Origin of the sequence: Bacillus paranthracis (genome assembly GCF_024296885.1) — a bacterium.
GTDB classification, from domain to species: domain Bacteria; phylum Bacillota; class Bacilli; order Bacillales; family Bacillaceae_G; genus Bacillus_A; species Bacillus_A paranthracis.
Window position 1 is genome coordinate 1,656,560 of record NZ_CP101135.1, and the last position, 11,493, is coordinate 1,668,052.

Here is an 11,493-nt window from a genome sequence, read left to right on the forward strand (position 1 = left end):
CGGGTGCCAGATAAAGTAGAAGAGGAAACGACCTAGATTTGAGAATGGAACGCTTTGTAGCACCTTTTGTATAACGATGAATGAGAGGTAAAGCGAAACCTTTTTCTTTTATGTTTGAAGAAAGAGCCAGCGGAGTATAGTTCCGGTTTCAGCTTCCAATCAATTTTCAATAGATAAAGGAGGAGATATAAATGAGAGTATCTACATTTCAAAATGCAAACTGGGCAAAGAATCAGTTAATGGATTTGAATGTGCAACAACAATATCATCGAAATCAAGTAACTTCAGGGAAGAAAAATCTTCTTATGAGTGAAGATCCACTTGCAGCAAGTAAATCATTTGCAATTCAACATTCGTTGGCGAATATTGAACAAATGCAAAAGGATATAGCGGATTCTAAAAACGTGTTAAGTCAGACGGAAAATACATTGTCAGGTATTGTGAAATCTTTAACGAGAGCGGATCAATTAACAATACAAGCATTAAATGGACCAAATGGTGAAAAAGAATTAAAGGCAATTGGTGCCGAAATCGATCAAATTTTAAAACAAGTTGTATATTTAGCGAATACGAAAGAGCAAGGTCGTTATCTTTTTGGTGGAAATAGTGCAGAGAAACCTCCATTTGCGGATGATGGGACATACCAAGGTGGCGAAAAAGATGTAATGTGGAAGCTAAATGACGGTTATGAAATTAAAGCTTTTCGTAATGGCGAGAACTTACTAACTCCTGTTATTCAAACGTTAGTAAAGATGAAAGATGCGATGCAAAGCGGTGATCAAAAGGCGTTGCAACCGATTTTAACGGAAAATAAGAAAAACTTGGATAGTGTTATTAACCGTACAACAGAAGTGGGAGCAACGATGAACACTGTAGAGACGTTTAAGACGATTTTAAGTGAGCAAAACTTAGCGCTTCAAGAAAACCGTAAAGAAATTGAAGATGTTGATTTAGCGGTAGCAATTTCTGACTTGGCGTATATTAACGCGACGTATGAAGCGACGCTTAAAGCGGTTAGCACGATGAGTAAAACGAGTATTTTAGACTACATGTAAAGAATAAGGAGTGAGAAATATGGCAGGAACGATAACAGGTATTGGCGGTAGACAACAGATTTGGAATCTCGGAAATAACATGATCGATACTTCTAACTTCGTTGAATTAGAAATGAATGCGTTAGATATGAGAAAAACACCGTATACAACTGAAAAGAATAGCCTTTCACAAGATAAACTTTTATATACAAGTTTAAAATCGGAATTCAGTTCTTTCACGCAAACATTTAAAAATTTAGCGGCTTTTAAAGGGAATGAGAAAAAGGTAACAACATCACAAGACGGTTATATTAATGTGAAAGCTGATGGTGGAGCTATTGCGGGAACTTTTAATATGAAGATTACACAGCTTGCGCAGCGCCATCAAATAGCTTCTGATGAAATTAAAGATATAGATGCAAAGCTTAATAGAGATGAAACATTAAAACTAGGTGATAAAGAACTAAAAATAACATCTGATATGACATATAAGGATTTAATTAATAAAATTAATGATGGAGATTATGGTGTATCAGCTTACACACTTGGAAATAAAATTTTTATGACCTCAAAAAAAGAAGGAAAAGATGGAGTAATTAATTTTGAGGGGAACACATCTAAATTTTTTCAAGATATAGGGTTAGCTAATGAGAAGGGTGCAGCGATCCATATAATCAATGAAGCGCAAAATGCTGAATATACGATTAATGGTATTACAGGTAGCAGCTCCACCAATACAGTTGAAGCCCTTCCAGGTGTGAAAATTGAATTATTAAAAGTAACTGAGCAAAAAGTAGAGGAAAAGCCAGTAGAAAATCCGGACGGAGAAAGTACAGAGGTTGATCCAAAGACAACAGAGGCACAAGCAAAAGGGATAGAGCTGAAGTTTACAGTAAGTGACTCAAACGTAACAGACGCATCAAATGTTATTAAAAAAATGGTTGCGGATTATAATAAAGCTGTTTCTACAGTAGATATCTTTGCTGGTAAAGGCGGGGCGTTCCAAGGTCAAGCTATTATGCAAAGTGTACGCCAAGCGATGAATAGCGTCGTAACATTTTCTCAAGATGGTAATTACTTATTCTCATTTGGTATTCAATTAAAGCAAGATGGAACGATGGAAGTTAATGATGAAGCATTAACGAAAGCGTTAAAAGAGAAGCCGGATGCAGCGAAGCAATTTTTCTTTAGTTCTAACGGATTAGGGAAAATGATGGAAGAACCACTTGAAAAATTATTTGGTGATAAAGGTGTAGTAGGAGAACGAGTAAAAAGTATTGATTCACGTGTAAGTGATTTAGATAAAAAGATTAAAGATATTGAAGCACAAAACTTGCAAAAACAAGATGAAATTGTGAAGAAGTATCAAAAGCTAGAAAGTACATTAGCGGCGCTAGATAGCCAATTAAAAACAATTAAAGCAATGACAAAACAAAAAAGTGATGATTAATGAAAGTTGAGGAAGTGATCGTATGCAAGCATGGCAACGTTATATGCAAAATGATATTATGACGAGTAATCCGATTAAAAATACAATTTTTATTTATGAAAGATGCATTGTAGAGTTTCGTAATTTAGAAGAGCTTTTACATACTTTTAAACTACAAGAGGGAGATGCGCTTCTTGAGAAGTTAGAACGTATTTTTGAAGAATTAAAGCTTCAATTAAACCCTGAGATTACGAAAGATTTATATGATAGTCTTTATGGTTTATATGATTGGATTAGCGTTCAAATTCAAACGATGAAAGTAACACGTGAAGCGAAAGATATTGATGCGATTGTGAAAGTGTTACAAGATTTAATAGACGGTTATCGCGGAGCGCTTGAAAATGAACAATGATATTTATCGAGCATTTGTCGGCTGTTTTAATGAAATCGGTGAATTGCAAGTGTCAGATGAAGAGTTTGCTGAGAAGAGTGCGATGTTAAATCGCTGGATGATGACATTGGATGAAGAAACGCGCGCACAAGTTGCGGCAGAAGTAAGTCCATTTATTATTAAGGCAGCACAGCATATTCGAGATAAGCAAAAGATTTTGGAAGAAATGATTATGACAAATGATGGGCGAATGAAAGCAAATTCATTTTACGGTAAATATTAATTATAAAGTGTGGAAACGGATCTCCCTTATTACAAGGGGATCCATTCCTTCATGTAAATAAAGAATTCCGCTGATTGAGGTTTCATTTTATGACTGTAAAAAATAAAAGTAATCTAAATAATGTAAAAATAACCTACGGCTAGTCGTAAATATGTTGAAATATTATATAGATTACTACGCGTATACAGTTTTTTTGTATTCTTTTTTATATTTTTGTATTTTTCTAAAGACAACAATGTAAAAATGGAATAAAATATGTAAGGGTACATGATAGTTAATATTTTAATAAATACATATAAGAAATTAAATAATGAAGTGAAACTTCCATCAGTGGATTATTATGCCAAAATGATAAGTGAAAAAGGAAGGGTGTGGAGTATGCCAGATTTAGTGACTGATGTAAGCCATTATATGAATTATTTAGTGACGAAACGAAATACTGTTTCTAGTAATATTGCAAATGCGAATACACCTGGCTATAAAGCACAAGACGTTACATTTGCTGAGCAAATGAATAAAAGTAGTGCATTATATAAGAGTAATACTGCGGATTTAAAAACTAATGCAGATTTATATCAAACGAATGAAATGCACTTACCGACAGTAAATGCGAAAAATACATATGCAAAGATTCAAACGAAGTCAATGCAAACGAATAAAGATGGAAACAGTGTGGATGTAACGACAGAAATGCTAGATTTAATGAAAGCAAACCAATTGTATGGGATCTCAATTAATGCAATTAATACACAATATGCAATTAACCAAGCAGCTCGCGGACGTTAATAGTAGAAGGAGAGACAACGATGTTTCAGGCAATTAATGCAAGTGGATCAGGGCTAACAACAGCGAGAAAATGGATGGAAGTTACTTCAAATAATATTGTAAATGCAAATACAACGGCAGCTCCGGGGGCAGATTTGTATGAGCGCCGTAGTGTAGTGCTTGAATCAAATAATAGTTTTGCGAATATGTTAGACAGTGCACCGACTAACGGGGTGAAAATAAAAAGTATTGAGGCAGACAAAACTGAAAACTTAGTGTATGATCCGACGCATCCGCATGCAAATGAAGAAGGATATGTACGTTATCCGAATGTTGATGTGACTGCTGAAATGACGAATGTAATGGTTGCTCAAAAAATGTATGAAGCAAATACAAGTGTATTAAATGCGAATAAAAAAATGCTGGATAAAGATTTAGAAATCGGCCGAGGATAAAGGGGGAATATGGGAAGATGAAAATCCAACCAATGTTACATACACAACCATTTGGCGCGATTCAGTCAATTGGTGTACCGAAAAATACACAAACATCTGTAGTCGAGGGGAAGAAGTTTATCGATTTATTGGAAGATATGAATCAAACGCAAAATAATGCGCAAACAGCGGTATATGATTTACTAACAAAAGGAGTAGGAGAAACACATGACGTTTTAATTCAGCAAAAGAAGGCTGAGTCTCAAATGAAAACGGCTGCTCTTGTACGTGATAATCTTATTGAAAATTATAAGTCACTAATTAATATGCAAATTTAGGAAAATGGACGGGTGTGTTTAAATGGAAAAGTTAAAAAATGTTTTCCAATCGTTAAAAACGTGGCATAAGTTAGTCATTGGTGCTGCGCTTTTAGCAATTGTAACAGGAGCACTTTTATACTTCACCTTGCCAGATAAATATGTTGTTGTATATCAAAATTTAAATGATGCAGACAAGCAAGAGATTACAGCAGAATTATCGAAGCTAGGTGTCGATTACCAATTAGCAGCCGATGGTTCGATTCGTGTGCAAAAGAATGATGCTCCATGGGTTCGAAAAGAAATGAATGGAATGGGCTTACCGTTTAACTCAAAAAGCGGTGAGGAAATTTTATTAGAAAGCTCGCTCGGTTCAAGTGAGCAAGATAAAAAAATGAAGCAAATTGTCGGTACGAAAAAGCAATTAGAGCAAGACATTGTAAGAAACTTTGCGACAGTTGAAACGGCAAATGTTCAAATTACATTACCTGAAAAAGAAACAATTTTTGATGAAGAAAAAGCAAAAGGAACAGCCGCAATTACGGTTGGTGTAAAGCGTGGTCAACTATTAACGGCTGATCAAGTTGCTGGTATACAGCAAATGATCAGTGCAGCAGTTCCTGGTGTAAAAGCAGAAGAAGTAAGTGTGATTGATAGTAAAAAAGGTGTTATCTCAAAAGGGGCAGATGAAGCACATGCTACTAGTTCCTCTTCTTATGAGAAAGAAGTAGAGATGCAGCACCAAATTGAAGGTAAATTAAAGCAAGATATCGATGCAACATTAATGACGATGTTTAAGCCGAATGAATATAAAGTGAATACGAAAGTATCTGTAAACTACGATGAAGTTACACGTCAGTCTGAAAAATATGGTGATAAAGGTGTACTTCGTAGTAAACAAGAGCAAGAAGAAACCTCTACTGCGCAAGAAGGTGCAGATACGAAGCAAGGCGCTGGTATTACAGCGAACGGTGAAGTGCCAAATTACGGTACGAACAATAATCAAAATGGTAAAATCGTCTACGATAATAAAAATGGCAACAAAATCGAAAACTATGAAATAGATAAAACAGTTGAAACGATTAAGAAACACCCAGAGTTAACGAAAACAAATGTTGTTGTATGGGTAGATAATGATACGTTAGTAAAACGAAGAATTGATATGACAACTTTCAAAGAAGCGATCGGCACAGCTGCTGGGCTTCAAGCTGACCCGAATGGAAACTTTACAAATGGTCAAGTTAACGTTGTAACTGTTCAGTTTGATCAGCCGAAAGAAGAGAAGAAGAAAGAGCCAGAAGAAAGTGGTATAAACTGGTGGTTATTCGGTGGTATTACAGGTGGCTTATTAGCGCTCTTTGGTCTAATATGGTTCTTCTTAGCAAGACGTAAGAGAAAGAAAGAAGAAGAGGAATATGAAGAATACTTAGCAGAAGAGGAAGTTGCTGCAAGTAGTGAAAGTATTATGGAAATTCCGGAAGAGAAAATAGTACCAGAGCCAAAACCTGAGCCAGAAGAACCGAAAGAACCAACGTTAGATGAACAAGTGCAGGATGCTACGAAAGAACATGTAGAAGGTACTGCAAAAGTAATTAAAAAATGGTTAAACGGACAGTAAGGGAGGAACAACGATGTTAGATGAAATCTCCTCCAAAGAAAAAGCTGCCATCCTCATTCGTACATTAAATGAAGAGGTGGCAGCAAAAGTCATTGAATATATGACGGCTGAGGAAAAAGAAGTGTTGCTTCGTGAAATCGCGAAGTTTCGTGTATATAAACCAGAAACGTTAGAGAATGTACTAGGGGAGTTCTTATATGAACTAAATGTAAAAGAATTGAACTTAGTCACTCCAGATAAAGAGTACATTCGTCGCATATTTAAAAATATGCCAGAAGACGAGCTTGAAAAATTATTGGAAGACCTTTGGTACAACAAAGATAATCCATTTGAATTCTTAAATTCACTGACAGATTTAGAGCCACTTCTTACAGTGCTGAATGATGAATCACCACAAACAATTGCAATTATCGCTTCTTACATTAAACCGCAACTTGCTTCTCAATTAATTGAGAGATTGCCAGATCATAAGCGAGTAGAAACGGTAATGGGTATTGCGAAACTAGAACAAGTTGACGGTGAACTCATTAATCAAATTGGTGAGCTATTAAAAGCGAAATTAAATAATATGGCATTTAGTGCAATCAATAAAACAGACGGCTTAAAAACAATTGTGAACATTTTAAATAACGTTTCACGAGGCGTTGAAAAAACAGTCTTTCAAAAGCTGGATGAAGTTGATTATGAGTTATCTGAGAGAATTAAAGAAAATATGTTTGTCTTTGAAGACTTACTTGGTCTTGAAGATCTTGCGCTTCGCCGTGTGTTAGAGGAAATTACAGATAACGGTGTCATTGCAAAAGCGCTTAAAATTGCAAAAGAAGAAATTAAAGAGAAATTATTTACATGTATGTCTTCAAACCGTAAAGAGATGATTCTGGAAGAATTAGATGGCTTAGGACCACTTAAGATGACAGATGCTGAGAAAGCGCAGCAAACGATTACAGGTACGGTGAAAAAGCTAGAGAAAGAAGGAAGAATTATCGTTCAAAGAGGTGAAGATGATGTCCTTATTTAAAAACAGAATTCCGAAGAATTCTGTTTCTTTTTCTGAAGAAACGTATGAATTACAATTTCCAAAACCAATACCGGTTCATGTAGAAGAAATACAAGTAGATCATGAAGAACTTCTTGCGCAGCAACAATCGTTACATGTTGAACTAAATCAACTAAGGCAAGAGCAGCAAATATTAGAGCGAGAGCGTCAGCAGCTATTACATGATCAAGAACAATTTCAAATGCACGTTCAGCAGCAGATGAAAGAAATAGAATCGGCACGTCAGCGGTTTCAAAAAGAGCAACAAGAAACTGCATACGAATGGACAGAATTATTATGGGATCAATCTTTCCAACTAGCAGAAAAAATTGTGAATCAAGCAGTAGATACTAGATTGCTTGATGTGTTACCTATTTTAACTGGCATCGTTCAAACGTTACCTACTTCGTTTGAAAAACTAGTTATTACCGTACATCCAGAAACGTTTGAACGTATTCAAGAAGAGAAGGAAAATACGAAAGAATATTGGTTGCTACAATTAGTAGAATGGAAATATGATTTCTCCTTACAGTTCGGTGAATTTGTTCTAGAAGAAGAGAAAGAGTTCTTTGAATTTAAGTTTGCACCTATATTTGCGAAACTTCGCCAGAAATGGGAAGAAGAGAAGTTATTTGAGGAGCAAAATGTATGAATCGATTGTTAATGAATGAAAACCAAAAATGGAATACATTTATTGAAACGCCGTTTTATACGAAAGTCGGTAAAGTTCATAGTGTGCAAGAGCAGTTTTTCGTAGCGAAGGGACCGAAGGCGAAAATCGGTGATGTTTGTCTCGTTGGAGAACATAACGTCTTATGTGAAGTAATTGCAATTGAAAAAGAGAACAATATGTTACTTCCGTTTGAACAGACAGAAAAAGTTTGTTACGGAGATTCCGTTACATTAATTGCAGAAGATGTTGTTATACCTCGTGGTAATCATTTGCTCGGAAAAGTGTTAAGTGCAAATGGCGAAGTGTTAAATGAGAACGCTGAAAACATTCCGCTGCAAAAAATAAAACTAGATGCTCCGCCTATTCATGCGTTTGAACGTGAAGAGATTACTGACGTATTTGAAACGGGAATTAAATCCATTGATTCTATGCTAACAATTGGTATCGGTCAAAAGATTGGTATTTTCGCTGGGTCTGGTGTTGGGAAATCTACTTTACTCGGCATGATTGCGAAAAATGCAAAAGCGGATATAAACGTTATTAGTTTAGTAGGAGAACGTGGCCGAGAGGTAAAAGACTTTATTCGAAAAGAATTAGGCGAGGAAGGTATGAGGAAAAGCATCGTTGTCGTAGCGACGTCAGATGAAAGTCACCTTATGCAACTTCGCGCTGCTAAGCTTGCGACATCTATTGCAGAATACTTCCGAGACGAAGGCAATAACGTACTACTTATGATGGACTCTGTTACTCGTTTTGCTGATGCACGTAGAAGTGTTGATATTGCTGTTAAAGAGTTGCCGATTGGTGGTAAAACACTTTTAATGGAAAGTTATATGAAGAAGCTGTTAGAGCGATCTGGGAAAACACAAAAGGGGTCTATAACAGGTATTTACACTGTACTCGTTGATGGAGACGATTTAAACGGTCCTGTACCAGATTTAGCACGTGGTATTTTAGATGGACATATTGTATTAAAACGTGAACTTGCAACGCTCAGTCATTATCCTGCTATTTCCGTGCTAGACTCAGTAAGTAGGATTATGGAAGAAATCGTGTCGCCAACTCATTGGCAACTTGCAAATGAAATGAGAAAAATTTTATCTATTTATAAAGAAAATGAATTGTATTTTAAATTAGGAACGATTCAAGAAAATGCAGAAAATGCTTATATTTTTGAATGTAAAAATAAAGTAGAAGGTATAAATACATTTTTAAAACAAGGTCGATCTGATAGTTTCCAATTTAACGATATCGTTGAAGCAATGCACCATATAGTATAAGACCTTGCGCCATGCAGGTCTTATTTTTTTGTTTTTTAATATTTCACAGATTTTTTTGGAAAAAAACTATATAATAGAAAAAGAGAACGTTATAATAGGAAGGGGCTATGAAAACAGGTGGATAAGCAGCAGTACGACACGATAAAATTGCAAATAAATCAAGAAAAAGAACAGATCTTGAAAGAAGTGTATGAATTAACAGCTGAAAAAAGAAAAATAGAACAAAAAAAAGAATATGATTTATATGTTGTAAAATCGCGTAGTAAAGTCGTACAAGCTGGGCAACTTATAATGGCTGGCATGCTTTCGTCACATACGTTTTCACCTGAAAGAATAGAAGAATGGAATCGGAAAATTAAAAAAATGGAAGATTTTATCCGGAAAAATGAAAGCCTTTTAGAACAAGTAAAAGAAAAAGAACGTGTCATTGATGAGATGTATCAAGAAGATTGTAGAAAGCTTGCGAAAATACGAGAAAAGCAGGAAGAAAAAATGCTTCTTGATTTGAAAATGTGTATGAATGGATGAGGTGAATGTAGTGATACAGTCTGTATTACCGGTGCAACAAAGTTTACCTCCGCAAAAAGAAAAAGGGCTAGAAGTACAATCTAAAAGTGAAGATTCTTCATTTGATCATGCGATGAGAATGGAAAATACAAAGCAGCCAAAAACGGAGAAAACGAAGCGAGAAGATGCACCAGAAGATAGAAAAGAAAACATTCTTTCTAAAAAATCGGCAACGAAAGAAGAGCCAAGTGTAAAGAAAGAAGAAAAAAAAGAGACAGAACAGTTATTGTTAGCTGTATCTGAGCAAATGGTTGCAATTGAACAATTACGTGTGCAGCCAGAATTGTTATATCAATACATACAAAAAATACAAGAGCTATATAAAGAATATGGAAATATAAAACTTAATGAATTACCCGCAGGTGAATTACAACAATTACAAGAACTTCTTTCCAATATGAATATCAAAAATGCTATATGTTTAGAAGATACAATGCAAATGGTATTAGACAAAGTGAAGATGCCAGAACAAATGATGCAAGTATTGAAAGTGGTAGAAACAGAAACTTGTAATATTGCAAAGAAACAAGAAGAGTCTAAAGAATTAGATGGAGATCTTCCGAAAACCGAGGGCGAAGATGCCAAGGTAGAGTTGCCAGAAGGTGATGTATTCAACGATTCGAATTCTGCCGGTACGGAGTTATTAAATAAAGCGACGAGTACCGATCAAATAGGAAAATCTAATAGTGGCGCTGAGAAAGTTTCATTGCCTGACTTAGGAAAGAAAATGGAAGCACAAGTAGAAGCACTGCAAAAATTTGTAGTGAAACAAGAACGTGTGTTATTTCAGTTAAATCCAGAAAAACTTGGTACATTAACAGTGTTTATGAAAAAACATGGAGATCAAATTGATGTTCACGTAGAAATGGAAAAACACGATGCGAAGAAACGCGTGGAAATCATTTTTGATGAATTGAGATTGAAGTTAAAAGAAAAGGAAATCAACATTCAAATTAGCTATGCAGATAAAGATGAAAATCGTAAAGAGCAGCGAGAACAAGAGCAAAGGCAAAAACAAAAACTAGCAAGTACGAAACATGAAAAACAAGAATCAAAAGAATTTGCGGGATTATTGGAGGAATAAAGCGTGCCAACAGTTGGATTAAATACAACGAGTACAAACCATATTCCATTACAAGCAGGAGCGCAGAATAGGAACGCATCTGTTAACGGTGCACAACCGGCAGTAGGGCAAATGAATGGAGTATCAGCAGGAGAACAAAAGACTCCTGGTGTAATGGGGAAAGATGATTTTCTAAAATTATTTTTAGCGAGCTTTCAACATCAAGATCCATTTAATGCGATGGATATGAATCAAATGATGAACCAGACAGCACAATTATCTCTTATGGAACAAGTACAGAATATGACGAAAGCGGTAGATAAACTGCAATCAACGATGTATTCAACAGCGCTTGATGGTGGAATGAAGTTTTTAGGAAAGTATGTAAGAGGTGTTGACGGTGATGGTAAAAAAGTCACTGGTCAAGTAGAGACAGTTCGCCTCGCAGAAAATAATGAGGTACAGCTCGTTATTGATAATAAAGTTGTATCTCTTCGTTTCGTTGAGAGAGTATCTGATAAACCAATTGGAGACACGAATCCAGAAGATACAAAGAAAGACGAGCAAAAAGTAACGGAAGAAGAAAAAACTACAAATTCATAA

14 protein-coding genes are annotated in these 11,493 nt (G+C 35.5%); all 14 read left to right on the plus strand.

What is annotated here, in order from left to right; all coding sequences use genetic code 11:
- Positions 1 to 191: 191 nt before the first annotated feature.
- The gene (locus NLJ82_RS08465) at positions 192 to 1,055 is read left to right on the plus strand and encodes a flagellar hook-associated protein 3 (RefSeq protein WP_001266397.1); all 864 of its coding nucleotides are present in this window, start codon (positions 192 to 194) and stop codon (positions 1,053 to 1,055) included.
- Positions 1,056 to 1,074: 19 nt separating this feature from the next.
- The gene (locus NLJ82_RS08470) at positions 1,075 to 2,484 is read left to right on the plus strand and encodes a flagellar hook-associated protein 2 (RefSeq protein ID WP_000929230.1); all 1,410 of its coding nucleotides are present in this window, start codon (positions 1,075 to 1,077) and stop codon (positions 2,482 to 2,484) included.
- Between the two features lie 22 nt (positions 2,485 to 2,506).
- Positions 2,507 to 2,875 (plus strand): flagellar export chaperone FliS, encoded by a 369-nt coding sequence (locus NLJ82_RS08475; protein ID WP_001149522.1) that lies wholly within the window; start codon positions 2,507 to 2,509, stop codon positions 2,873 to 2,875.
- Positions 2,865 to 3,137: a hypothetical protein gene (locus tag NLJ82_RS08480; protein ID WP_001058066.1), complete on the plus strand. Its 273-nt coding sequence runs from the start codon at positions 2,865 to 2,867 to the stop codon at positions 3,135 to 3,137. The genes NLJ82_RS08475 and NLJ82_RS08480 overlap by 11 nt, the downstream gene beginning before the upstream one ends.
- A gap of 348 nt (positions 3,138 to 3,485) precedes the next feature.
- On the plus strand, positions 3,486 to 3,923 hold the full coding sequence (gene flgB / locus NLJ82_RS08485) for a flagellar basal body rod protein FlgB (RefSeq protein WP_309242189.1): 438 nt from the start codon (positions 3,486 to 3,488) through the stop codon (positions 3,921 to 3,923).
- Between the two features lie 20 nt (positions 3,924 to 3,943).
- The gene (flgC, locus tag NLJ82_RS08490) at positions 3,944 to 4,357 is read left to right on the plus strand and encodes a flagellar basal body rod protein FlgC (RefSeq protein ID WP_000484677.1); all 414 of its coding nucleotides are present in this window, start codon (positions 3,944 to 3,946) and stop codon (positions 4,355 to 4,357) included.
- A gap of 17 nt (positions 4,358 to 4,374) precedes the next feature.
- Positions 4,375 to 4,674 (plus strand): flagellar hook-basal body complex protein FliE, encoded by a 300-nt coding sequence (fliE, locus tag NLJ82_RS08495; RefSeq protein ID WP_000701675.1) that lies wholly within the window; start codon positions 4,375 to 4,377, stop codon positions 4,672 to 4,674.
- 22 nt (positions 4,675 to 4,696) lie between these two features.
- On the plus strand, positions 4,697 to 6,271 hold the full coding sequence (gene fliF / locus NLJ82_RS08500) for a flagellar basal-body MS-ring/collar protein FliF (RefSeq protein ID WP_000413181.1): 1,575 nt from the start codon (positions 4,697 to 4,699) through the stop codon (positions 6,269 to 6,271).
- Positions 6,272 to 6,284: 13 nt separating this feature from the next.
- Entirely contained in the window at positions 6,285 to 7,289 is a 1,005-nt protein-coding gene (fliG, locus tag NLJ82_RS08505; protein WP_000883370.1) for a flagellar motor switch protein FliG, read from the plus strand.
- Positions 7,276 to 7,959, plus strand: a complete 684-nt coding sequence (locus tag NLJ82_RS08510) for a FliH/SctL family protein (protein WP_000051720.1) — start codon at positions 7,276 to 7,278, stop codon at positions 7,957 to 7,959. The genes fliG and NLJ82_RS08510 overlap by 14 nt, the downstream gene beginning before the upstream one ends.
- Positions 7,956 to 9,260, plus strand: a complete 1,305-nt coding sequence (locus NLJ82_RS08515; protein ID WP_001080957.1) for a flagellar protein export ATPase FliI — start codon at positions 7,956 to 7,958, stop codon at positions 9,258 to 9,260. The genes NLJ82_RS08510 and NLJ82_RS08515 overlap by 4 nt, the downstream gene beginning before the upstream one ends.
- Positions 9,261 to 9,377: 117 nt before the next feature.
- Positions 9,378 to 9,788 carry a hypothetical protein gene (locus NLJ82_RS08520; protein ID WP_000360866.1) on the plus strand — a complete coding sequence of 137 codons (411 nt, stop codon included), beginning with the start codon at positions 9,378 to 9,380 and terminating at the stop codon, positions 9,786 to 9,788.
- A gap of 10 nt (positions 9,789 to 9,798) precedes the next feature.
- Positions 9,799 to 10,911, plus strand: coding sequence for a flagellar hook-length control protein FliK (locus NLJ82_RS08525; protein WP_041185209.1), 1,113 nt, complete (start codon positions 9,799 to 9,801; stop codon positions 10,909 to 10,911).
- 3 nt (positions 10,912 to 10,914) lie between these two features.
- The gene (locus tag NLJ82_RS08530) at positions 10,915 to 11,493 is read left to right on the plus strand and encodes a flagellar hook assembly protein FlgD (protein ID WP_001143469.1); all 579 of its coding nucleotides are present in this window, start codon (positions 10,915 to 10,917) and stop codon (positions 11,491 to 11,493) included.

What these genes read in the sequence shown, in the direction of transcription:
- fliF (WP_000413181.1), top strand. Translation starts at nt 4,697, where the DNA reads ATGGAAAAGTTAAAAAATGTTTTCCAATCGTTAAAAACGTGGCATAAG.
- fliE (WP_000701675.1), top strand. Translation starts at nt 4,375, where the DNA reads ATGAAAATCCAACCAATGTTACATACACAACCATTTGGCGCGATTCAG.
- flgC (WP_000484677.1), top strand. Translation starts at nt 3,944, where the DNA reads ATGTTTCAGGCAATTAATGCAAGTGGATCAGGGCTAACAACAGCGAGA.
- fliG (WP_000883370.1), top strand. Translation starts at nt 6,285, where the DNA reads ATGTTAGATGAAATCTCCTCCAAAGAAAAAGCTGCCATCCTCATTCGT.
- NLJ82_RS08480 (WP_001058066.1), top strand. Translation starts at nt 2,865, where the DNA reads ATGAACAATGATATTTATCGAGCATTTGTCGGCTGTTTTAATGAAATC.
- NLJ82_RS08515 (WP_001080957.1), top strand. Translation starts at nt 7,956, where the DNA reads ATGAATCGATTGTTAATGAATGAAAACCAAAAATGGAATACATTTATT.
- NLJ82_RS08510 (WP_000051720.1), top strand. Translation starts at nt 7,276, where the DNA reads ATGTCCTTATTTAAAAACAGAATTCCGAAGAATTCTGTTTCTTTTTCT.
- NLJ82_RS08465 (WP_001266397.1), top strand. Translation starts at nt 192, where the DNA reads ATGAGAGTATCTACATTTCAAAATGCAAACTGGGCAAAGAATCAGTTA.
- NLJ82_RS08470 (WP_000929230.1), top strand. Translation starts at nt 1,075, where the DNA reads ATGGCAGGAACGATAACAGGTATTGGCGGTAGACAACAGATTTGGAAT.
- flgB (WP_309242189.1), top strand. Translation starts at nt 3,486, where the DNA reads ATGATAAGTGAAAAAGGAAGGGTGTGGAGTATGCCAGATTTAGTGACT.
- NLJ82_RS08475 (WP_001149522.1), top strand. Translation starts at nt 2,507, where the DNA reads ATGCAAGCATGGCAACGTTATATGCAAAATGATATTATGACGAGTAAT.